Source organism: Caulobacter sp. UNC358MFTsu5.1 (assembly GCF_000712075.1).
Classification (GTDB): domain Bacteria; phylum Pseudomonadota; class Alphaproteobacteria; order Caulobacterales; family Caulobacteraceae; genus Caulobacter.
In genome coordinates this window covers 133,388-155,615 of the sequence record NZ_JONW01000001.1, presented here as the reverse complement: position 1 = coordinate 155,615, position 22,228 = coordinate 133,388, and the positions used below count along the sequence as shown (strand labels likewise).

Genomic DNA, 22,228 nt, shown 5'->3' with positions numbered 1-22,228 from the left:
GTGAACCGAATTCATTAACCAAGCTTGAAGCGTGGCCGTCCGCGCGCGCCCAGGCCGGCCTAGGCTGGAACGTAGTTCAGCGCGAACGCGTCCTCGCCCACGGGCCCGCTGGACACCAGCCGCAGCGGCGGCCGGGGCCCCGCGAAGAACGGCGCGCCGCTTCCCAGCACGAAGGGGCGATAAAGCAGCCGGTATTCGTCGATCAGGCCCAGATCGGTGAGGCTTTGGGCTAGGTTCGGCCCGGCGACCTCGATCTCGCCCTCGAACCGGGCCTTCAGGTCGCGCATCGCCGTCGCGAGATCGCCCTCGATCAGGGTGGCGTTGGGGCCGACCGTCTTCAGGGTGCGCGAGACCACCCACTTGGGCTGGCGCCGCCAGACCACCGCGAACTCGCGTTGCGGCGCGTCCCACTCGGGACGGTCCTCGTCCCAGTACTGCATCAGCTCGTAGACGACGCGCCCGTACACGCTGCCGCTCAGGCTGCCCACCCAGTCGATGAAATGCCGGAACAGTTCGGGACCGGGCGCCGGCAGCACCGTGTGGTCCACATAGCCGTCCAGCGACTGGACCATTCCGAAGACGAACTTCGCCATCTCTCCCTCCGTGGGCCGGCGGGAGCCTAATCGCGGGCGGACAGGGGCGCAAACGCCCAGCCCATCACGCCGTCCAGAGGTACTTCCAGGTCTCCGAGATCGCCTGGTCGCCCCGCGTCAGGCGCAGGGTCAGGTCGACATTGGCCGCCTTGGGGCGCACGCCGAAGGCGACGCGGGCCGCCGCCTCGTCGGGATAGGGCGACAGGTCCTTCCAGACGATCTCGCCGCCCGTGGCCTGGAGGTCCATCGCCACCCCGTCCAGCCCCTCGGCCAGGGCCCCGCCCTGCAGGTCGATCGTGAACAGCCGCAGGCCCGCCTGGGCGTCGGCGCCGGTGCGGGTGCGGAACACCCGGGCGTCGGGACTGGCGAAGCGCTCCTGGCCCCAGTGGAGGCGATAGCGCAGGTCGACCTGGCTGCCCGCCTTCCAGGGATCCTTGGGCCGCCAGAAGATGGCGATGTTGTCGTCGGTCTCTTTCGTGGTGGCCAGCTCGGCCAGGTGCACCGCGCCCTCGCCCCAGGCGTCCAACGGCTCGACCCACAGGCTGGGCCGCAGGTCGTAGCGGGCCTGCAGGTCGCCGAAGTCCTCCAGGGTCCGCGCCCGCTGGACCAGGCCGAAGCCCTTGGGGTTCTCGTCCTGGAAGCTGCTGAGGCGATGGGCCTTGGGGTTCTGCAGCACGCGCCAGATGTGCTCGCCCTGCCCCGTCCAGATCGCCAGGCCGTCGCTGTCGTGCACGGCGGTGCGGTAGTCCTGCAGGGGCGACGGGTCGGCGATGTTGAACAGGAACATGCTGCTCATGGCCGCCACGCCCGCCTTGGCCAGGGTGGTGCGCGGGAAGATGCTGGCGGCCACGTCGAAGACCACGTCCTCGCCGGGCCGGATCGTGAAGCTGTAGACGCCGCTGCAGCTGGGGCTGTCCATCAGGGCGTGGACGACCACCGCGTCGCCGTCGATGGCCCCATTGTTGTTTTGAGGCCGCTCAAGCCAGAAGGCGGTGAAGTCGGGGAACTCCTCGTTCGGCTCGCCCGCCCCGATCGCCAGGCCGCGCGCCGACAGGCCGTAGCGCTGGCCTCGGCCCAGGCTGCGGAAGTAGCTGGCGCCCTGGAACACCGCCACCTCGTCCATCTTGCCCGCCTCGTTCAGCGGCCACAGCAGGCGGAAGCCGGAAAAGCCGTTCCAGGCCTTGGCGACGTCGGCGTGCTCGCCCGGGATGTCGAACATCGCCGGGTCGAAGACGATGGGCCGCGCCAGGCCGGCGACGACCTCGTAGATCGGCAGCGGCCGCGGATAGAGCCAGGCGGGCGGGAAGAACTCGGCCCGGAACGGCGGCTGGCGGTTCTTCCACAGGTCGGCCTCCGCCCGGAAGCGGATGCGGAAATATTCGTCGTAGGTCAGGCCGGTGATCGTCGGCGGCGCGGGCGGCTTGACGTAGGGCGCGGCGGCCAGCGCCCGGGCCTTGTCGCGAAGCCCCTCGACGGAGAACGGCTGGCTGACCGCGCCGTCGACGGCCGGCGCCCCATTCGAAAGGACTTGGGCGGCGGCCAGTCGCGGCGCCAGGGCCAGGACAGCCGAAAGCGAAAGCCGGCCGAGCGCCGCGCGACGGTTGAGCAGACTGGAAAACATCCGGGCCTTGTAAAGCAACGCCCCCGTTGCACGCCACACAACGCACCTTTAGCGACAAAGGTTCGCGCATTCGCCTCGATCGCGGACAAGGTCGCTGGCGCGCGGCGCCGCACCCGCCTATTCCTAACACGACAAGCGTTGCAACAAGCCAGGCCTTGGCACGTTTGGGCTTGGTCGAGGGCCTGATAAGGTTCGACGGCGGATAGAGGGACCGACGACACTTCATGGGCGCTCCGGCTGATTTCACCCTCAAGGAGACCGCCGGTCACAAGACCGCCGTGCTCTCGGGGGACTGGACCGCCCGCGGCATGGTCGACGCCGGCGAGCGGCTGGTCCAGGCCATGGAAGGGTCGCAAGCGGTCGATCTGGACCTGCGCGACATCACCCGCTGCGACACCGCCGGGGCCTACGCCATCATCCGCGCCGCCGACGGCCGGATCAGCGCCGGCAAGATCAAGGCCGGTCCGCGCACCCTGCGCCTGCTGCAGCTGGTCGACGACGCCATCCAGGTCGAGCCCGAGGCGGCGCCCCCGCAGAAGGGCTTCCTGGCCCTGCTGGAGCGCATCGGCCGGGGCGTCTACGGCCTGGGCGACGACCTCTACAGCACCACCGCCTTCCTGGGGCATCTGCTGGTCGCCATCGCCCGCTGCATCGCCAAGCCCAGCCGCATCCGCTGGGCGCCGGTGGTCTCGCTGGCGGAACGGGCGGGCCTGGACGCCATCCCGATCGTCTCGGTCACCACCTTCTTCATCGGCGCGGTCGTGGCCCTGCTGGGCGCCAACCTGCTGACCCAGTTCGGCGCCCAGGTGTTCGCGGTCGAGCTGATCGGCATCTCGGTGCTGCGCGAGTTCAACATCCTGATCACCGCCATCCTCCTGGCCGGCCGCTCGGCCTCCAGTTTCGCGGCCGAGATCGGCTCGATGAAGATGAACCAGGAGATCGACGCCATGCAGGTGATGGGGGTCGATCCCTACGAGGCGCTGGTGCTGCCGCGCTTCGCGGCGCTGCTGCTGACGATCCCGCTGCTGACCTTCGTGGCCACCCTGGCGGGCCTGGCGGGCGGCATGCTGGTCACCTGGGCGGCGCTGGACCTGTCGCCGACCTTCTTCCTGCAGCGGATGCAGGACGCCGTCGGCGTGCAGCACTACTGGATCGGCCTGTCGAAGGCCCCGGTCATGGCCATGGTCATCGCCGCCATCGGCTGCCGCCAGGGCATGGAGGTCGGCAACGACGTGGAGTCGCTGGGCCGCCGGGTCACCGCCGCCGTGGTCCACGCCATCTTCGCGATCATCGCCATCGATGCGGTCTTCGCCCTGATCTACATGGAGCTGAACCTGTGAGCCCGGCCGACGCGCCCCCGCCCGAGGGCCCCGACGCCCAGGCGCAGGCCCAGGCCCAGGCCCAGGCCCAGACCAAGGCGCTGGCCAAGGCCACGCCCCATGTCGAGGACGAGGCCGAGTCGACCGCCGAGGCCCCGCCGATCCGGGTCACGGGCCTGGTCTCGCGGTTCGGCGACAACGTCATCCACGACGGCCTGGACCTGACCGCCGAGCGCGGCGAGGTGCTGGGCGTGGTCGGCGGCTCGGGCGCGGGCAAGTCGGTGCTGCTAAACACCATCATCGGCCTGAAGGTCCCCGACGGCGGGTCGGTCAAGCTGTTCGGCCAGGACATGGCCGACGCTTCCCGTCGCCGTTGGAGCGTGATCGAGCGCCGCTGGGGCGTGCTGTTCCAGCAGGGCGCGCTGTTCTCGAACCTGACCGTGCGCGAGAACGTCGCCGCGCCGCTGCACGAGCACACCCGCCTGCCCAAGGGCGAGATCGAGCATCTGGCCGATCTGAAGATCGCCCTGGTCGGCCTGCCCGCCCGGGCCGGCAACCTCAAGCCCGCCGAGCTGTCGGGCGGCATGCGCAAGCGCGCCGGCCTGGCCCGCGCCCTGGCCATGGACCCCGAGCTGCTGTTCCTGGACGAGCCCACGGCGGGCCTGGACCCGATCAGCGCCGCGGCCTTCGACAGCCTGATCAAGGACCTGTCCGACAGCCTGGACCTGACGGTGTTCATGATCACCCACGACCTGGACACCCTCTACGAGATCACCGACCGGATCGCGGTGATCGCCGACAAGAAGGTGGTGGCCACCGGCTCCGTCCAGGAGCTGGAGAAGAACCCCCACCCCTGGATCCAGGAATACTTCATGGGGCCGCGCGGGCGCGCGGCCGCCGGCCAGGCGACGCCCAAATCGGCGCCGAAAGCCACACCGAGGACGAGCTGATGGAAAGAAACGCCAACTACGCCCTGGTGGGCGCGGCGACCCTGATCCTGTTCATGGGTCTGCTGATCTTCGCCGTCTGGCTGGCCAAGCTGAGCTTCAACCAGGAATACGACCTGTACGACGTGCTGTTCGTCGGCCCCGTGCGCGGTCTGTCGGACGGCGGCGAGGTGCACTTCAACGGCATCAAGGTCGGCGAGGTCACCAAGATCGCGCTCGACAAGTCCGATCCCAACCGCGTCATCGCCCGCGTGCGCGTCACCTCGGACGTGCCGATCAAGACCGACAGCTTCGCCACCCTGGAGCCCCAGGGCATCACCGGCGTGAACTACGTGCAGATCGCCGCCGGCACGCCCGCCAAGCCGCTGCTGAAGAGCACGGTCAAGAGCGGCGAGGTGCCCGTGATCCGCAGCCAGCGCAGCGCCCTGTCCGACCTGCTGGAGGGCGGCGGCACGGTTCTGACCCGCACCATTGAGGCCCTGGACCGCGTCAACCGCGTGCTGTCGGACGACAACGTCAAGACCTTCAGCGCCTCGCTCAGCGACATTCAGTCGGTCACCGCCGAGCTGCGCGAGCGCAAGGCGATCATCGCCGACGCCCAGAAGGCCCTGCAGAGCATCGAGGCCACCTCGACCCGGATCGGCGAGCTGTCGGACTCGGTCAACGGCCTGGCCAACGGCGACGCCAAGCGCACCCTGAAGAACCTGGGCGACGCCGCCGACGAGCTGAAGGCCACCGCCAAGGACGTGCGCGGCATGGTCGGCAAGCTGGAAGGCCCGACCAGCGACTTCGCCACCACCGGCCTGCCGCAGCTGTCGTCGGCCGTCGTCACCCTGCAATCGGCCGCCGAGTCCCTGGACCGGCTGGTCAGCGAAGTCGAACAGAACCCGCGCGCCCTGGTCGGGAAGGCGCCCGCCAAGGAACTGGAGGTCAAGCCGTGAGCAAGCTGCGCATCACCCTGCGGACGGTCGCGATCGCCGCCACGGCCGTCGCCCTCACCGGCTGCATCAGCCTGTTCCCGAAGTCGAACCCGGCCGGGCTCTACCGCTTCGGCCACGTGGCGGCCGAAAGCTCGCGGCCGGCCAGCGACAAGAGCTTCGGGGTCTACAAGACCCCGACGGTCTTCACCCGCGCCGCGATGAGCGACCGCCTCCTGTCCGTGACCAACGGCGAGGCCGCCTACATCGCCGACGCCCGCTGGGTGTCGCCGGCCATCGTGCTGTTCGACGAGGCCGTGGCCCGCGCCTTCGAGGCCGACGGCAGCACCGCCCGCCTGGTCACCCGCGGCGAGGCCCTGAAGGCGGCCATGGCCCTGCGCCTGGAGGTCCGCTCGTTCGAGACCGACTACGTGAACGGCCCCAAGGCCGCGCCCGAGGTGCTGGTCGAGATCCGGGCCGTCATGACCCGCAGCAACGACCGCGCCCTGCTGGGCGACAAGGTGTTCGTGGCCCGGGTCAAGGCCGCCGACAACCGCCTGTCGGCCATCGTCCCCGCCTATGACCAGGCCGTGGACAAGGTGCTGACCGAGATCGTGGCCTGGGTCGGCGAGGCGGGCGCGAAGCTGCCGGCGACCTAGGCTTCCGGATCGGGCGCCGCGCCCGCTTCCCGCCGGAAGCGCACCAGGATCTCCACGCCGCCCGGCCGCTGGGCCAGGGCGTCGCGGACCATGGCCAGCACGGTGTCGGCCGAGACGTGCAGGTCCACCACCTGGCCGGACTCCTCGTAGACGAGGTGCGAGTGCGGCTCGGCCACGGTGTCGAACACCAGCTCGGCCGTGGTGGTGGCGAGGCGACCGATGAGGCCGTGGTCGGCCAGCAGCTCCATCTGGCGGGCGAGGTCGCCCGAGGTGACGGCCACGCCGGCTTCGGCGACCAGCTCGGCCACCTCGGTCAGGGTCAGGTGCTCCTCCGGCGAGGCCCGCAGCAGCGCCAGCAGGCGCGGCAAGGCGCCGTGGCCGGCCAGGCCGGCGCGACGCAGCTCCTCCCGCAACGCGGCTTCCACCGCATGTGGCATCGAAGCGTCCTCCCAGAGGCGTCCGAACCGGCCGCGGTCGTTGAGCCGCCGCGGCCTGATCCGAAAGCTCAAAGACGTACGGGCGCGGCGTCGCCGCCGCGCCCTTGGAACATCAGGCGGCCAGGTCGAGCCGGTCGGCGTTCATCACCTTGTTCCAGGCGACGACGAAGTCCTTCACGAACTTCTCCTGCGCGTCCGAGGCGGCGTACACCTCGGCGAAGGCCCGAAGCTCGGCGTGGGAGCCGAAGATCAGGTCGACGCGCGTGGCCGTCCATTTCGGATCGGTCGACTTGCCGTCGTGGCCGGCGAAGGCGTTGAGGGCGGTCGGGCTCCAGGTGGTGCCCATGGCCAGCAGGTTGACGAAGAAGTCGTTCGTCAGGGTGCCCGGACGGTCGGTGAACACGCCCGCCTTGGCGTCGCCGACATTGGTCCCCAGCACCCGCAGGCCGCCGACCAGGACGGTCATTTCCGGCCCGCTCAGGCGCAGCAGCTGGGCGCGGTCGACCAGGGACTCCTCGGGCGACATGAAGTGCTCGCCCGCCTTGCGGTAGTTGCGGAAGCCGTCGGAGCGCGGCTCCAGCGGCGCGAACGAGTCCGCGTCGGTCTGCTCCGCCGAGGCGTCCGCCCGCCCGGGGGCGAAGGGCACCTCGACCGGGACGCCGGCGTCCTTGGCCGCCTGCTCGACCGCCGCCGCCCCGCCCAGCACGATCAGGTCGGCCAGCGAGACCTTCTTGCCGCCGGCGGCCGCGCCGTTGAAGTCCTTCTGGATCCCCTCGAGGGCCGCCAGCACCTGGGCCAGGATCGGCGGGTTGTTGACCTCCCAGTCCTTCTGCGGCGCCAGGCGGATGCGCGCGCCGTTGGCGCCGCCCCGGCGGTCGGACCCGCGCCAGGTCGAGGCCGAGGCCCAGGCCGCCCCGACCAGCGCGGAGACCGAGAGCCCGGAGGCCAGGATCTTCTGCTTCAGGGCCGCGACGTCCGAGGCGTCGACCAGCGGATGGTCCACGGCCGGGATGGGGTCCTGCCAGATCAGGGTCTCCTGGGGCACCAGCGGGCCCAGGTAACGGGCCTTGGGGCCCATGTCGCGGTGGGTCAGCTTGAACCAGGCGCGGGCGAAGGCGTCGGCGAACTGGTCGGGGTTCTCCAGGAAGCGACGCGAGATCTTCCCGTATTCGGGATCGAAGCGCAGCGACAGGTCGGTGGTGAGCATCCGCGGCTTCTGCGCGGCGCCGCCAAAGGCGTTCGGGACGTCGGCCGGCGCGTCCTTGGCCTCCCATTGCTGTGCGCCGCCGGGGCTCTTGGTCAGCTCCCACTCGAACTTGAAGAGGTTCTCGAAGAAGTGGTTGCTCCACCGCGTCGGGGTCTGGCTCCAGGTGACTTCCAGCCCGGACGTGATCGCGTCGGCGCCGACGCCGGTGCCGTGCTTGCTGCGCCAGCCCAGGCCGTGGTCATGGATCTCGCCGCCTTCGGGTTCGGGACCGACGAACGACGGGTCGCCCGCGCCGTGGGTCTTGCCGAAGGTGTGGCCGCCGGCGATCAGGGCGACGGTCTCCTCGTCGTTCATCGCCATGCGCGCGAAGGTCTCGCGGATGTCATGGGCGGCGGCGACAGGGTCGGGATTGCCGTTGGGCCCCTCCGGATTGACGTAGATCAGGCCCATCTGCACCGCGCCCAGGGCCGAGTGCAGCTGGCGCTCGCCGCTGTAGCGCTCGTCGCCCAGCCACGAGCCTTCGGGCCCCCAGAACAGTTCCTCGGGCTCCCACTGGTCGGCCCGGCCGCCGCCGAAGCCGAAGGTCTTGAAGCCCATGGACTCCAGGGCGACGTTGCCCGCCAGCACATAGAGGTCGGCCCACGACAGCTTGGCGCCGTACTTCTGCTTGATCGGCCACAGCAGGCGGCGGGCCTTGTCGAGGTTGGCGTTGTCCGGCCAGCTGTTGAGCGGGGCGAACCGCTGCTGGCCGCCGCCCGCGCCGCCACGGCCGTCGGTGACGCGGTAGGTGCCGGCGCTGTGCCAGGCCAGGCGGATCATCAGGCCGCCGTAGTGCCCGAAGTCGGCCGGCCACCAGTCCTGGGAGTCGGTCATCAAGGCTGTCAGGTCGGCGACCACCGCCTTGAGGTCGAGGGTCTTGAACGCCTTGGCGTAGTCGAACGCCTCGCCCATTGGGTTGGAGCGCGGCGAATGCTGGTTGAGGCTCTCGAGGCGCAGGTTCTTCGGCCACCAGTCGCGGTTGGTGCTGCGGGGACCATGTCCCATCGGGCATTGGCCCTGAATGCTGTCTTCGACCTTGGCGTCCATCGTTCTGTTCCTCCGCTTGAGCGTCCGTGATCGTCCGGCCCGAAGGCCGGCGTGAGTATTCTTCCCCCGGATTGCGACGCGATTGTTCGCCCAACTCCACGATAAAGAGAAGCGCCAAGGTCTAATGACCGTGATAGGCTATGCCTATGAACCTGCGAGACCTCCGCTACCTGCTGGCCGTCGCCGAGCACGAGCATTTCGGGCGCGCCGCCAAGGCCTGCGGCGTCAGCCAGCCCACCCTGTCGGTGCAGATCCGCAAGCTGGAAGACCTGATGGGCGTGACACTGTTCGAGCGCTCCAGCAAGACCGCCGCCCCGACCGAAGCCTGCCTGCGGCTGATCGGCCACGCCCGCGCGGCGGTGACGGCGGCCGAGGCCATCCTGGCCACGGCCCGCAACATGCGCGACCCGCTGTCGGGCCGTTTCCGGCTGGGCATCATCCCGACCCTGGCGCCCTATCTGCTGCCGCTGGTCTTCGCGCCGCTGCGCCAGGCCCTGCCCGCCCTGGAGCTGGAGCCATGGGAGGACCAGACCTCGGCCCTGCTGGAGCGGCTGCGCGCCCACGAGCTGGACGCCGCCCTGCTGGCCACCGAGGAGGACGGGCCCGACCTGGTCAGCCTGCCGCTGTTCGCCGAGCCCTTCCTGGCCGCCCTGCCCCCGGAGCATCCCCTGGCCGCCCGCTCGATGATCCTGGAGACCGACCTGGCGCGCGACATCCTGGTGCTGGCCGACGGCCACTGCCTGCGCGACCAGACGGTCGAGGCCTGCGGCGGCGACGCGGGGCTGGGCGGTCCCCTCCGGGCGGCCAGCCTGCCGACCCTGCTGAACATGGTGGCGGCCGGCTACGGCACGACCCTGATCCCGGGCCTGGCGGCCGGGGCGGCGCAGGACGCCGGCATCGTGCTGCGGCCGCTGTCGGCCAAGGCGGGGCGGACGGTCCGCATCGCCTGGCGCGCGCACTTCCCCCGGCGGGCGGCGGTGGAGGCGGTGGGCGAGGTGATCGCGTCGCGGCTCAAGGGGTTCGCGGAGGGCGCGGCGGCGGGAGCGGTATAATCACCCTCTCTCTTTGAGAGAGGGAGGGGCCCGCCGCCGAAGGCGGTGGGAGGGTGAGAGGTTTCACCCTGTCCGAACGAAGCACGGCCAGGATGTCTTCGCCGACACCGCAAGGGTCGGCCAGCACCCGGTCGTTGGGAAACCTCAGAACCACGTATCCGAAGAGCTCCAGATCCTCTGTGCGGCGCGCGTCGTAGTCTTCGCGCTCTTCATGGGTCGGGCCATCGAGTTCGACGATCAACTTGCCCGCCTCGCAGACGAAGTCGGCGAGGTAGCGGTCTATCGGGACCTGTCGCAGGAACCTGAATCCGCCTAGCCGGCGATTGCGCACCAGCTTCCAGAACCTCTTCTCGGCGAGAGTCTGGTCCCGGCGGAGCCGGCGGGCGTTGGCGGTCGCATCCATGGGGCAAGCTTGAGCTTGGTCCTGATGACCACGCAACGGAAGGAATCGGGATTTTCCGGCCAGCTGTGAAACCTCTCACCCTCCCACCGCTTCGCGGTGGGCCCCTCCCTCTCTCTAAGAGAGAGGGGTTCCCCTACAGCGCCGTCAGCGGCTCCACCACGTCCCCGTACCCCGCGTCCGCCTGGATCCGCAGCGACGCCCCGTCGACCCACGGCTCCACCGTCACCAGCGGCCGCGCCCGCGCCGCGCCGATCGCCGTCGCCGCGTCGGCGCTCTCCGCCAGCAGCTGCAGGTTCATCCGTGTCGGGAAGATCACCTTGCGCTCGCCGGCCTCCGCCAGGGCCAGGGCTTCGCCGGGCGCGATCCATTCGGCGTCGACCGCCTCGTGGCCGTCGCAGATGGCCAGCTGGGCCAGGGGCGCGTGGGCGACGTAGAACCAGGTGTCGAAGCGCTTGGCCATCAGCGGCGGCGTGATCCAGCGGGCGAAGACGGTCAGGGCCGACAGGTCCAGCTTCAGCCCCAGCTCGCGGACCACGTCGAGGAACGGCAGGCGGTCCTCGGCGACCGCCGCCCGCACGTCGATCGCCGCCTCGCCGGCATAGACCTCGCCGGCGGCGTCACGGGCCAGCAGCACGCCGGCCTCCTCGTAGGCCTCGCGGATGGCGGCGATGCGCAGCGGCGCGCCGTCGGCCTCGACGCTCTCCCAGCCGGTGGCGTGGTCGATCCAGGCCGGGTCGTGGTCGCCCGCATGGCTCTTGCCGCCCGGGAAGACCAGGGCGCCGGCCGCGAAGTCGATCTGGTGGTGCCGCTTGACCATCAGCACCTCGAACGAGGGCTCGTCGCGCAGCAGCAGGATGGTGGCGGCGGGTCGGATCGGGTCGGCGGGACGCTCTGTCATCGGACGAGGTTGGCGCCGAAGCGGGATGACGGCTAGAGATTTCGAACGGGTGTTCTAATGCCCGAACTCAATCCAAGCCCCTCAACGGTTGTCATCCCGGAAGCCTCGCAGAGGCTGTCCGGGACCCAGGGGACTGGGCTGAGGCCTTGCGGTTCACCTGGGTCCCGGACAAGCGCTGCGCGCTTTCCGGGATGACAACCGTTTGGAGCGCGAAAGCCGAAACAACGGCGGAACTTGAGCCGCCCCTACCCCGCCACCGCCGTCTTCGCCCGCTCGCCCAGTTGGTCCGCGCGGTCCAGCAGGTAGTCGGCGTCCTCGCGCGAGACCGACGGCGCGGCGGTCAGGAAGCGCTGGATCATGTGCTCCTGGAAGCGCTCGCGGTCGCCGGGGCGGCCATCGTATTCCAGGGCGTGGAAGGCGTCGACGCCCGCGCGGAAGGCCGGCTGCAGGCGCGGCGGCAGGCCCGCCCGCTCGCAGATCGCCTTCAGGCCCAGCTCGCCCGCGTCATGGATCATCAGCCAGGTGCGGTGATGCGGCACGCCGGCCAGCTCGGCCACGCCCCACTCGAAGAAGGTCATGTGGCCATGGGCCAGGGCCCGCAGCAGCAGCGACGGCGACAGCCGCCCGACGCTGTGCAGGTGGGCGGCGAAGGCCTTGGCGTCGGCCGAGCGTCCGGCCTGGTCGACCAGGTCGATCGTCGCCCGCTCCTTGGTGTCGAGGATCAGCTCCAGGGTGCGCTCGGCCGACAGCGGGTGCGTGGCCAGGATGTGGTCGCGCAGCTGTTCGCCGACCATGTCGATCAGGCGCTCGGTCACCGACAGCGGCAGGGACGAGCGGTAGGCGACCGCCGTCAGCACCTTCTCGGACTTGGCGAAGCGTTCCAGGGCCCGCTGCAGGGCCGTCTCGGACATGCGGGCGTTGTCGTTGGCGCAGAGGGTGGCGACCACCTCCTCGCCGCCCTGTTCGACCAGCAGGGCCGCGACCTTGCGCGACAGCCTGGGACGCTTGGCCACGGCCATTTGCCGCACCGGTCCGCCCAGGCGGACGATCTCGGCCAGGTCGGCGTCGCTGAACACCGGCGAGAAGCTGATGATCGGCAGCGAGATGCTCTCGACGTCGCGGGCCAGGCGGTTGGCGACGTCGGCCGGCAGGGTCGGCGAATTGCGCAGGGTCACGGCCATGGCGCGGCGGACCAGTTCGGCGGCGTCGGCGGCCATCACCCGCAGGATCTCGGCGGCCAGGGCGCGCTGCTCGTCGTCCAGCTCGGCGCGGTCGATGGTGCGGCACAGCTTGTGCGCGGCCAGGGCGCGCTCGTCCGGCGTCGCGCCCTTCACCAGCATGCGGATGTCGTGTTCGGTCAGGGCGGCGCGGGTGGTGGCCATCGATCTTCCCAGTCCCCACGGACGGCGAGGAATCGGATCATCCCCCGTTATGCTTAACGATTGTTTTCCCTCCTGGCGGCGCTCGTTAACGATAAGCCGTAACTCGGCGCAAACCGCGATCCTCTAGGGTCTGGGCTCACCAGCCGAGGAATCAGTCCTTGTTCGCCGAGCGCCGACAAAACACCCCCGCGAACGGCGGCGATGACGCCCGTCTGGCGCTCGACGCCCAGGCCGCTCTGCTGCCCTACGCGCTGGCCGTTTTCGCCGTCGCCCTGCCGATCTATGTCTGGGCCTGCTCGTTCGCGCAAAACGCCGGCTGGATGGCGATCAGCTTCGCCGTGTTCGCCATCAACTGGGGCATCTTCTACGGGGTGGTCGCCTGGCTGCGCACGCCCGGGGCCGAGGACCTGACCCGCCGCGCGCGCGTGCACGTGATGTCGGGCCTGCTGTGGGCCGTCGCGGTCTGCCAGATGGCCGTCTTCGCCGACGGGTCGGGCCCGGTGCGCGAGACCCTGCTGCTGCTGTCGGCCGGCGCGGCCGTGGTCTGCATCTTCTTCGCCGCGCCCTACCTGCTGGCCCTGCTGCTGACCGCGCCCCTGGCGGCGGCCGGGCCGCTGTACCTGCTGTTCTCGCAGCCGCAGAGCAACCAGGCCGGCGGCATGGCGTTCGGGGCCGTCAGCCTGGCCATGGCCCTGTCGCTGATCCTCAACCGCATGCTGCGCCGCCAGCACGCCCTGTCCCTGGCCCACGAGGCCCTGCTGGAGGAGCGGCTGAACGTGCTGGAGGCCGCCGAGCGCGCCGCCCGGTCCAAGTCCGACATCGTCGCCACCCTCAGCCACGAGATCCGCAACGGCCTGACCGGCGTGACCCACGTGCTGGCCGCCGCCGCCGGCAAGGGCGGCCGCGCGGCCCCGTCGCGGGAACAGCTGAACGCCGCCCTGGACGCCGCCCAGGACCTGGTCGCCGTGCTGAACGCCACCCTGGATTCCGAGACCGCCGAGTCGGGCCGCCTGGCCGTCGAGAGCGTGGCCTTCGAGCCCGTGCGCCTGATCCGCGACCTGGTCCTGCTGGACCGCCCGCACGCCGTGGCCAAGGGCCTGGAGCTGGTCGTCCACGTCGAGCCCGACCTGGAGCACCGCCAGCTGGGCGCGGCCATAGGCGATCCTCTGCGCACCCGCCAGATCATCGCCAACATCGTCGGCAACGCGGTAAAGTACACCGTGCGCGGCCGGATCGAGGTGCGGGTCGAGCGGCGGGACAACCTGATCGCCATCGAGGTGGCCGACACCGGCCCCGGCCTGTCGCGCGACGAGCTGGACCAGGCCTTCCAGGCGTTCCAGCGGGTCGAGCGCACCGGGGCGGGCGTCAACGGCGCCGGCCTGGGCCTGTCGCTGTCGCGCCAGCTGGCCAAGCTGATGGGCGGCGCGCTGGAAGCGACCAGCGCCGTCGGCGTCGGCAGCTGCTTCACCCTGACCCTGCCCTTCGACGAACACGCCCCCTGCATGATCGAGCCCGACAGCGAGGCCCCTCACGCGGTCGAGGCCGCCGGCGCCCCGCCGCGCAACCTTCGCATCCTGATCGCCGAGGACGACGCCCTGAACGCGGCCATGCTGCGCGCCATCCTCGAGCAGTTGGGCCACCAGGTGGTCCACGCCCAGAACGGCCGCCGCGCCCTGGACCTGGCCCGCATCTGCGACTTCGACCTGGTGATGCTGGACGGCCGCATGCCGATCCTGGACGGCCCGCAGACCGCCGCCGCCCTGCGCGCGCTGGAGACCGCCAACCGCGAGGTTCCGATCGTGGCCGTGATCGGCGGCGACGCCGACGAGGCGCGCGAATGCCTGGACGCCGGCGCCGACACCGTGCTGCGCAAGCCCGTCAGCGTCGCGGCCGTGGCCCGCGCCGTGGCCGACGCCGCGACAATCGACCGCAAGGGCGGGGAAGCCGGCCGGACGGCGGTCGCCTAGCGACGGGTTCAGCGAAAGTGCGAAGCGGTTTCGCGCCCGGAACCCGTCGAGCGTAAACACTTTCCAACAGCTGTTTAAGTCGTCCACACTGCCCGCAACGATAAGAAGCGGGAGGACGGGATGCTGCGCGATCTGCGGGTCATCGAGCTGGCCACCTATATCGCCGCCCCCGGCGCGGCCGGGATCATGGCCGACTGGGGCGCCGACGTGATCAAGATCGAGTCGCCCGACGGCGACCCGATGCGGGGCTTCTTCGACACCCTGGGCTCGGATCAGGCCGCCAACCCGATCTTCGAGCTGGACAACCGCGGCAAGCGGTCGGTCGTGCTGGATATCCGCACCGACGCCGGCCGCGAAGCCGCCAAGGCCCTGGTCAAGGACGCCGACGTCTTCCTGACCAATGTCCGTCCCGCCGGTCTGGCCCGGGCCGGGCTGGACTACGACAGCCTCAAGGCCGTCAATCCGCGCCTGATCTATTGCAGCCTGACCGGCTACGGCCTGGAGGGTCCCGACGCCGATCGGCCGGGCATGGACGTGGCCGCCTTCTGGTCGCGGGCTGGGGTGGGCGCGATCACCGCCGCCAAGGGCGCCGAGCCCTTCCCCCTGCGCACCGGCATGGGCGACCACGTGACCTCGCTGGCGACGGTGTCGGCCATCCTGGCGGCCGTGCACGAGCGGCATCGGACGGGCGTCGGCCGGCTGGTCGAGACCTCGCTGCTGCGCACCGGGGTCTATGCGATCGGCTCGGACATGGCCATCCAGCTGCGGTTCGGGAAGCTGGCCTCCACCCGTCCCCGGCGCGAGGCGGTGCAGCCCCTGGCCAACTTCTTCCAGACCCGCGACGGTCGCTGGATCTGCCTGCTGGCCCGCCAGGGCTCGACCGACTGGGCGCGGATCGCGACGGCGGCGGGCCGGCCGGAACTGGTCGACGACCCCCGCTTCGCCGGCGCCCGCCTGCGGCGCGAGAACGGCGGGGCCTTGGTCGACATCCTGGACGCGGCCTTCGGGGCCATGGACTACGCGGAGGCGGCCGCCGCGCTCGACGCCGGCGACCTGACCTGGGCCCCGTGGCAGACGCCCCGCGACCTGGTCGGCGACCCGCAGGCCAAGGCGGCCGGCTGCTTCGTGGAGACGCCCGACGGGCGCGGGGGGACGTTCCCGGCTCCGGCGGGCCCGGCGCGTTTCCCGGGGGCGGAGGACGGTCCCAGAGGCCCCGCCCCGGCGTTGGGCGAGCATACGGTTTCGGTGCTGACCGAGATTGGTTGGTCGGAGGACGAGATCGCAGGGGGTTAGCTCGGTCCGCTAACCCCCAGCCGCTCATCCCGGCGAATGCCGGTATGAGCGGATTCTTGTAGGGCTTGAGCCCCCTACCGCTGCGTCTTGTCGTTGGCGTCGGACAGCACGCGCAGCATCTCGGCCGAGAACATCGAGCTGGCCATGCGCTGGGTCGACGAGCCGCCGTTCGAGGCCAGGCTGAAGCCGTTGTCGGCGTCCTGCGGGCCGCGCAGGATCAGGCTGACCAGCTCGCGTTGCTGCTGGATGCGTTCCAGCCGGCGGCCGGTGGCGTACTGCAGGAAGCCCTGGTCGGTCTCGGGGGCCGGAGCGGCCGGCACGACGGGAACCTCGCCGCCTCCGCCGCCCGTGCGGGTGAGGTTGGCGTAGACCTCGCTGACCGTGGCCGCGCGGCCTTCGCGATAGAAGATCGAGCGGTTGGCGGCGGCGGCGTCCGGGAACATGGCCGCGGCGCTGGCGCCCGGCGAATTGCCCACGGCCTCGATCAGCCGGGCCGAGCCCTGCGGCCCCAGGAAGTGGGCGGCGTAGAGCTCGCCGGCCGTGGGCGTGCGCCCCACCCGGCCGCGCAGATACGAGGCGTGGTCGCTGGCCAGTTCGCCGGCCATCAGCGAGGCGGCGTGCGGGTCGAGCTTAAGGCCCAGGACCGCCTTGCGGGCCTCGTCGCCGGCCACCCGGTACCGGCCGTCCGAACCCTGCTGGATCAGGTCGGCGTAGCGGGCGTAGCCGTACTTGGCGCCGTGCTTCTTCAGGGTCGACAGCCAGGTCTGGTCCACGAACTGGAACAGGCCCGAGGCCGACGAGGTGCGCGCCTTGGCGGCGGGGTTGAAGCCGCTCTCGCGCTTGGCCGCGCCCATCAGGAACGAGAAATCCACGCCCGTCGCGCTGGACGCGCGCTGGATCGCCGACTCGACGACGCTGCGGATGGAGGTGACATTCGCCATGCCCGAAGATGTGGACGCGCATGGTTAATCACGGATTAACCATGCGGTCCGACCCGGCAGAAATTGCCTGTGGCGGGTTGCCACAGTTACACGCGTAAAAATTCTACGCCCGTAATATTTACAAACGTAATTCGACGTGACAGGCTTCCTCCATCGACCCGGCTCCACCAGCGGTCGATGCAGAAGGAGGTTGTCATGGTTGCGTACGAAGGCGCTGTCGGTTCCTACATTCCCGGCCTGGACGCCAAGCCCAGGAAGGCGCCCAAGGCCCTGGTCGCGGCCCTGGTCGTGGTCTCCGCCGCCCATGCCGGCCTGTTCGCCTACCTGGCCTATCAGAAGTGGGTCGCTCCCCCGACGGTGATCTCCGACCCGCCGATCATCGAGGTCCCGCTCTACGATCCTCCCGCGCCCGAGCCCAAGAAGCCGATCCCGCAGACCCAGACCTCGAACCCGCCGCTGATCCACAAACCGACCCTGGTCACGCCCTCGACGGTCGATCCGCTGCCGGTCAAGCCGGTGGAAGGTCCCCGCGATCCGCCCGGGCCGGGTCCGGTGGACCTGAAGACCGACCTGCCGCCCGGGCCGCCGACCGTGGTCGAGCCGCCGCAGCCCAAGATGATCACCCGGCCCAACTGGCTGAAGAAGCCCGGGGCCTCGGAGTTCAGCCGGTTCTATCCGGAAAGCGCCATGCGCCGCGGCGTCGGCGGAATGGCCACCCTGAACTGCACGGTGGCCGCCAACGGCTCCATCCAGGCCTGCAGCGTGCTGGACGAGACCCCGTCCGAGGAAGGCTTCGGCAAGGCCGCCATCAAGCTGTCGCGGTTCTTCAAGATGAGCCCGCAGATGGAGAACGGCCAGGCCGTCGATGGGGCCAGCGTGCGCATCCCGATCCGCTTCAACGCGGCCGAGGGCTAGACGGCGCGCCGCCTCTCCCCTCGGGAGGCGGCGGCCCGAAGGTCCCGAGGGGCGCCGGCCGGAGTGCATGTTGGCCGGCGCCGTCCATCGGTCTCGGGGGAGCCCCGGGCCGCCGCGAGCCTTCCAGCGTGGCGGCCCGGGGTTTTCGTTCGTCGGCTCAGCCGCGCGCGAGGTCCGCCAGATAGGCGCAGAACATGTCGGCCATGGCGTCGGCGTAGGTGGCGATCTCCGCGTCGGTCCGGGGCGTCTCCGAGAACGATTTGCCCACCTGGCTCATAGTCGTCTTGATCAGGTCGCCGGCCAGCAGCCGCGTCGCCTCGTCGGCCGCCGGCAGCGCCTCGGCCATGAAGGCCCGGACGATGTCGCCGCCCCAGATCCTGACCTCCTGGGCCTCGGGCGCGTCGCGATACAGCGGGGCGGCGTCGTTCAGCGCCACGCGCATCTGGGCCTCCTCGCACTCGGACCGGACGAAGGCGTGGACCAGGGCCCGCAGGCGCTCCAGCGGCGGCCGCGCGGCGTCCTCGAGCACGCTCCGCAACAGGTCGGTCGTCTGGCGCCATTCGTCGGTCTGCAGGCGGAACAGGATCGCGGCCTTGTTGGGGAAGTACTGGTAGACCGACCCGACGCTGACCCCGGCCTTCTCGGCCACCCGCGCCGTGGTGAACCGCGCCGCGCCTTCCTTCGCCAGAACCTGAACCGCCGCTTCCAGAATGGCCGCGACCAGCTCGGTCGAGCGGGCCTGGCGCGGCTGCTTTCTCGAGGAAATCCGGGGACTTGCACGTTCGGTCATGGGGCGCCCCGGCAATGCGAATAGGAGACCTGACGGATTAGTCGCATTTCTGAAGGGGCGCAAGGACGCGCCTTTTCGAGACCGGAAACACCCCATGACCACCCTGACCACGCCCCCCGTCGGGCCGCTCCTGGATCGCCTGTTCGAGGAAGCCTCGGCGACCTCGCCGATGGACAATCCGGCGCTGGCCGCCCTGGCCGGCGGCGACCACGCGCGGCTGATGCGCAGCAAGACCGACTATCTCGACTTCTACGGCCACCTGAAGGACTACCCCCTCGCCGTCTCCCGCGAGACGGGCCTGCTGCTCTACATGCTGGCCCGCAGCCTGAGGGCGCGGACCGTCGTCGAGTTCGGGACCTCGTTCGGCCTGTCGACCCTGTGCCTGGCCTCGGCCCTGCGCGACAATGGCGGCGGGGTGGTGATCACCAGCGAGTTCGAGCCGTCCAAGGCGGCGCGGGCCCGGGCGAACCTGACGGCCGGCGGCCTGATCGACCTGGTCGAGATCCGCGAAGGCGACGCCCTCCAGACGCTGAGCGTCGACCTGCCCGAGACCATCGACCTGCTGCTGCTGGACGGCGCCAAGGCGCTGTATTCCGACATCCTGGACCGGGTCGAAAGCCGCCTGCGCCCCGGCGCCCTGATCGTCGCCGACAACGCCGACTACTGCCCCGAATACCTGGAGCGCGTGCGCGCCCCGGACGGCGGCTACCTGTCGACGCCGTTCGCCGAGGACGTGGAACTGTCGATGCGGGTCGGGTGAGATCGCCACCAAAAACCCCTCTCCCAAAGGGAGAGGGAGGGGCCCGCGCCGAAGGCGTGGGAGGGTGAGGGGTTACATCCCGTCAGGTTTGGCTGCCGCCGCATTGCCGGCGCGCCGGCGGGCGTCGTAACCCCTCACCCTGCCCTCTCCCTCTGGGAGAGGGTTCCGAATGGGCGACTTACGCTCGGCGGATAGCGAACGAACCTCAGCGTTTTCAACGCCCTGAACTTTCTCGACCAAACTTATCCTCCCCCTTCCAGACGCCCGTATCCTTTACCCACCTCGACGCGGGAAAGGGCGCATGGCCAGCGACCGATGCGGCGGCGGGGGGCGATCGAGCGGGAAGCTCCTTCGGCGGTCCGAAAGGATCAAACCCCATCCATCTGGTGCCGGCTGGGCTCGGAACACGGATACAGCGTTGGATGGGGGCCGGTTGAGCAGCAGGCGGGCGGTGAGACGCTCGCGGTCCGGGACTGGGTGTCGTTGCTCTAGCCCGCCCGTCGGAGGCTTCAAGGCGGCGAGGTTCGAACAGGGCTCAGCGCCGCCGCGCTTCCGGATAACGACCGCGCGGAGCGATCGGGCTTCGTCGAAACGGTATTCTCTTTCAAACTCCGGACGATGTCCGGCGCTCCGCAGCCCTTTCCATCAGCTCACAGCCGGAGGCGTGGGATCACACCCCCTTGCCCCCACCTGGCGGCTTCGCCGCCTGTCCGCCCCCGTAGGGGGCGGAGCCGCCTGCGCGAGGCTCTTCCCCCTCCGGGGGAAGACGACCGCGAAGCGGTCCGTAGGGGGCAAGTGCTGACCGCACCGCCCGAACAGGAAGGACCAGGTCAATAACTCTTCGGCAGGCCCAGCACCCGTTCGGCGATGAAGTTCAGGATCATCTCTCGGCTGATCGGGGCGATGCGGGCGATCATCGCCTCGCGGAAATAGCGCTCGACGTCGTATTCCTTGGCGTAGCCCATGCCGCCGTGGGCCAGGACGCTGGCCTCGCAGGCGGTGAAGCCGGCCTCGGCGCCCAGGTACTTGGCGGCGTTGGCCTCGGCCCCGCAGTCCTGGCCGCGGTCGTAGAGGGCGGCGGCCTTGAAGGCCAGCAGGTTGGCGGCCTCCAGTTCGGCCCAGGACTTGGCCAGCGGATGGGCCACGCCCTGGTTCTGGCCGATCGGCCGGCCGAACACCACGCGCTCCTTGGCGTAGGTCGTCGCCTTGGCCAGGGCCGCCCGGCCCAGGCCGATGGCCTCGACCGCGAACAGCACCCGCTCGGGATTGAGGCCGTGCAGCAGGTAGGAGAACCCCTTGCCCTCCTCGCCGACCAGGTCGTCGGCCGGCACGAACAGGTCCTCGATGAAGAGCATGTTACACTCGACCGCCTTGCGTCCCATCTTGGGGATCGGCTTGGCCTCGATCTTCTCGCGGTCGGTATAGAACAGGCTCAAGCCCTGGGTCGGCTTGGCGCACTGGTCCTTGGGCGTGGTGCGGGCGATGATCAGGATCTTGTTGGCGCGCTGGGCCCCGGTCGTCCAGATCTTGCGGCCGTTCAGCACGTAGCCGTCGTTGGTGCGCTCGGCCCGGGTCTCCAGGCTCGAGGTGTCCAGGCCCGAATTGGGCTCGGTCACCGCGAAGCACATCTTGTCCTCGCCCGAGATCAGCCGCGGCAGGTGCTTCTGGCGCTGCTCGTCAGTGCCGAACTTCACGATCGGCATCGGGCCGAAGATGTTCAGGTGGATGGCGCTGGCGCCCGAGAAGCCCGCGCCCGACTGGGCCACGGTCTGCATCATGATCGCCGCCTCGGTCAGGCCCAGGCCGGCCCCGCCGACGCTCTCGGGCATGGCCACGCCCAGCCATCCCCCCTCGGCGATGGCGGCCACGAATTCCTCGGGAAAGATCCCGGTCTCGTCGGTGCGGCGCCAGTACTCGTCGTCGAAGCCGGCGCACAGCTTGGCGACCCCTTCGCGGATGGCTTCCTGTTCCTCGGTCAACCAGAATCCGCTCATCCGCCCCTGCCCTGCTCTTGTTGCGCCTCAGGTCCTCGAGAAACGCCGCGCATCGAACAGCGCGGCGTCCGGGCCTGGGTTATCACCTTTCAGATACGACGCGACCAGATCGGCCACAAGCGGGGCCAGCAGCCAGCCGTTACGGCGGGCGCCCACGGCCAGCATCACGCCGGGCGTCGCGCTCCAGCCCACCAAGGGCAGGCCGTCGGGCGTGGCGGCCCGCACCCCGACCTCGGTGGTCAGGACGGCCTCGGCCAGTTCGGGACGCAGGCGGATCGCCGCCGCGCGCAGGGCTTCGGTGACCGAGGGGTCGATGGTCAGGTCGTCGCGCCCGGTCTCCATGGTGGCGCCGATCGCCGGCCGCTCGCCGGGACAGATATAGACCCCCTCGCCCCGGATCACCGGCCCGGTCGCCGGACCGCGGTCGGCGCGCAGGATCTGGCCCTTGATCGGGGTCAGCGCCGCCAGTTCCGGCGCCAGGCCGCCGGCGTCGGCCGCGCCGGTCGCCAGCACCACGGCCGTGAAGGCCTTCAGATCTTCGGCGACGAAGGCGCGGGGCTGCAGGCGTCCGCCCAGGGCCTCGAAGGCGGCGCGCAGGGCGGCCAGGGCCGGCCGGGCCTCGACCCGCCAATCCTCGGCGTCGACCAGGGCCCCGTCCAGGCGCTGGAAGGGGACGCCCAGGGCTTCGAAGCGCGCGGCGATATCCGCCAGCCACGCGGCCCGTCCCTCGACCCTCAGCCCCTCGCGGAGGATCGGCAGGTCCAGCCCCTCGGCGAAGGCGGGCCACAGGTCGCGGGCCCGCCGCAGCACCGCCAGGTGCGGGGTCGAGACAGGGTCGAACACGGCCTCGGCCACCGGCGCCAGCATGCCGGCGGCCACGCTGGACGCGTTGTCGCCGGCGGGATCGGGGTCGAACAGCGTGACGTCGAACTGGGCGCGGGACAGGGTCAGGGCGACGGCCGATCCGATCGCGCCGGCGCCGGCCACCGCCACCCGCGCGCGAGGCTTGGTCTCCATGGGCGGCAGACACCCTCGCCCGCGCCAAAC

The 22,228-nt window shown here is 70.6% G+C and carries 19 protein-coding genes and 2 pseudogenes; 9 read left to right on the top strand and 12 right to left on the bottom strand.

Annotated features, from left to right (window positions below):
* Nucleotides 1-59: 59 nt before the first annotated feature.
* Together BR39_RS0100705 and BR39_RS0100700 are read right to left on the bottom strand one after the other, a co-directional pair.
* Nucleotides 60-593, bottom strand: coding sequence for a dihydrofolate reductase family protein (locus BR39_RS0100705; RefSeq protein WP_029907109.1), 534 nt, complete (start codon nt 591-593; stop codon nt 60-62).
* A gap of 64 nt (nt 594-657) precedes the next feature.
* On the bottom strand, nt 658-2,214 hold the full coding sequence (locus tag BR39_RS0100700) for a glucan biosynthesis protein G (protein WP_029907108.1): 1,557 nt from the start codon (nt 2,212-2,214) through the stop codon (nt 658-660).
* A gap of 224 nt (nt 2,215-2,438) precedes the next feature.
* Between BR39_RS0100700 and BR39_RS0100695 the strand changes: the two genes are divergently transcribed.
* The 4 genes from BR39_RS0100695 to BR39_RS0100680 all read left to right on the top strand — a co-directional run bounded on the left by BR39_RS0100695 (nt 2,439) and on the right by BR39_RS0100680 (nt 6,056).
* Complete coding sequence (locus tag BR39_RS0100695) at nt 2,439-3,554, top strand: ABC transporter permease (protein ID WP_029907107.1); 1,116 nt, start codon at nt 2,439-2,441, stop codon at nt 3,552-3,554.
* A gap of 80 nt (nt 3,555-3,634) precedes the next feature.
* Entirely contained in the window at nt 3,635-4,483 is an 849-nt protein-coding gene (locus tag BR39_RS0100690) for an ABC transporter ATP-binding protein (protein WP_029907106.1), read from the top strand.
* A complete protein-coding gene (locus BR39_RS0100685; protein ID WP_029907105.1) occupies nt 4,483-5,421 on the top strand; it encodes an MlaD family protein in 939 nt (312 codons plus the stop codon). Before BR39_RS0100690 ends, BR39_RS0100685 begins: the two co-directional genes overlap by 1 nt.
* The gene (locus BR39_RS0100680) at nt 5,418-6,056 is read left to right on the top strand and encodes an ABC-type transport auxiliary lipoprotein family protein (protein ID WP_029907104.1); all 639 of its coding nucleotides are present in this window, start codon (nt 5,418-5,420) and stop codon (nt 6,054-6,056) included. Before BR39_RS0100685 ends, BR39_RS0100680 begins: the two co-directional genes overlap by 4 nt.
* On the opposite strand, the gene BR39_RS0100675 is transcribed toward BR39_RS0100680, so the two are convergent.
* The gene (locus BR39_RS0100675) at nt 6,053-6,493 is read right to left on the bottom strand and encodes a transcriptional repressor (protein ID WP_029907103.1); all 441 of its coding nucleotides are present in this window, start codon (nt 6,491-6,493) and stop codon (nt 6,053-6,055) included. The two genes, BR39_RS0100680 and BR39_RS0100675, sit on opposite strands and share 4 nt — an antisense overlap.
* A gap of 112 nt (nt 6,494-6,605) precedes the next feature.
* Nucleotides 6,606-8,786, bottom strand: a complete 2,181-nt coding sequence (katG, locus tag BR39_RS0100670; protein WP_029907102.1) for a catalase/peroxidase HPI — start codon at nt 8,784-8,786, stop codon at nt 6,606-6,608.
* A gap of 146 nt (nt 8,787-8,932) precedes the next feature.
* Between katG and BR39_RS0100665 the strand changes: the two genes are divergently transcribed.
* Complete coding sequence (locus tag BR39_RS0100665; protein WP_035018024.1) at nt 8,933-9,838, top strand: LysR substrate-binding domain-containing protein; 906 nt, start codon at nt 8,933-8,935, stop codon at nt 9,836-9,838.
* Nucleotides 9,839-9,905: 67 nt separating this feature from the next.
* Here BR39_RS0100665 and BR39_RS0100660 read toward each other — a convergent pair.
* From BR39_RS0100660 to spbR, 3 genes and pseudogenes are all read right to left on the bottom strand, one after another.
* Nucleotides 9,906-10,241 (bottom strand): annotated as a pseudogene (locus tag BR39_RS0100660) (DUF559 domain-containing protein); the annotation flags it as partial.
* Between the two features lie 133 nt (nt 10,242-10,374).
* Nucleotides 10,375-11,139: an NUDIX hydrolase gene (locus BR39_RS0100655; RefSeq protein ID WP_029907099.1), complete on the bottom strand. Its 765-nt coding sequence runs from the start codon at nt 11,137-11,139 to the stop codon at nt 10,375-10,377.
* Between the two features lie 245 nt (nt 11,140-11,384).
* Nucleotides 11,385-12,521: a pole-localized protein SpbR gene (gene spbR / locus BR39_RS0100650; RefSeq protein ID WP_029907098.1), complete on the bottom strand. Its 1,137-nt coding sequence runs from the start codon at nt 12,519-12,521 to the stop codon at nt 11,385-11,387.
* Between the two features lie 158 nt (nt 12,522-12,679).
* On the opposite strand from spbR, the gene BR39_RS0100645 reads away from it, so the two are divergent.
* Both BR39_RS0100645 and BR39_RS0100640 read left to right on the top strand, forming a co-directional pair.
* On the top strand, nt 12,680-14,488 hold the full coding sequence (locus BR39_RS0100645; protein ID WP_029907097.1) for an ATP-binding protein: 1,809 nt from the start codon (nt 12,680-12,682) through the stop codon (nt 14,486-14,488).
* A 120-nt stretch (nt 14,489-14,608) separates the two neighbouring features.
* Entirely contained in the window at nt 14,609-15,781 is a 1,173-nt protein-coding gene (locus tag BR39_RS0100640) for a CaiB/BaiF CoA-transferase family protein (protein ID WP_029907096.1), read from the top strand.
* 74 nt (nt 15,782-15,855) lie between these two features.
* On the opposite strand, the gene BR39_RS0100635 is transcribed toward BR39_RS0100640, so the two are convergent.
* Nucleotides 15,856-16,722: a transglycosylase SLT domain-containing protein gene (locus BR39_RS0100635; RefSeq protein ID WP_029907095.1), complete on the bottom strand. Its 867-nt coding sequence runs from the start codon at nt 16,720-16,722 to the stop codon at nt 15,856-15,858.
* A gap of 195 nt (nt 16,723-16,917) precedes the next feature.
* Between BR39_RS0100635 and BR39_RS0100630 the strand changes: the two genes are divergently transcribed.
* Entirely contained in the window at nt 16,918-17,637 is a 720-nt protein-coding gene (locus BR39_RS0100630) for an energy transducer TonB (RefSeq protein WP_029907094.1), read from the top strand.
* 157 nt (nt 17,638-17,794) lie between these two features.
* Here the strand turns inward: BR39_RS0100630 and BR39_RS0100625 are convergent, their stop codons facing one another.
* A complete protein-coding gene (locus BR39_RS0100625) occupies nt 17,795-18,427 on the bottom strand; it encodes a TetR family transcriptional regulator (protein WP_029907093.1) in 633 nt (210 codons plus the stop codon).
* Between the two features lie 94 nt (nt 18,428-18,521).
* Here BR39_RS0100625 and BR39_RS0100620 point away from each other — a divergent pair, with 94 nt between their 5' ends.
* Complete coding sequence (locus BR39_RS0100620; protein ID WP_029907092.1) at nt 18,522-19,187, top strand: O-methyltransferase; 666 nt, start codon at nt 18,522-18,524, stop codon at nt 19,185-19,187.
* Nucleotides 19,188-19,725: 538 nt separating this feature from the next.
* Here BR39_RS0100620 and BR39_RS27400 read toward each other — a convergent pair.
* The 3 genes and pseudogenes from BR39_RS27400 to BR39_RS0100610 form a co-directional block, all read right to left on the bottom strand.
* Nucleotides 19,726-19,833, bottom strand: a pseudogene (locus BR39_RS27400) (hypothetical protein); the annotation flags it as partial.
* 184 nt (nt 19,834-20,017) lie between these two features.
* Nucleotides 20,018-21,181, bottom strand: a complete 1,164-nt coding sequence (locus tag BR39_RS0100615; protein ID WP_029907091.1) for an acyl-CoA dehydrogenase family protein — start codon at nt 21,179-21,181, stop codon at nt 20,018-20,020.
* A 27-nt stretch (nt 21,182-21,208) separates the two neighbouring features.
* Nucleotides 21,209-22,198: an FAD-binding oxidoreductase gene (locus BR39_RS0100610; protein ID WP_029907090.1), complete on the bottom strand. Its 990-nt coding sequence runs from the start codon at nt 22,196-22,198 to the stop codon at nt 21,209-21,211.
* Nucleotides 22,199-22,228 lie beyond the last annotated feature (30 nt).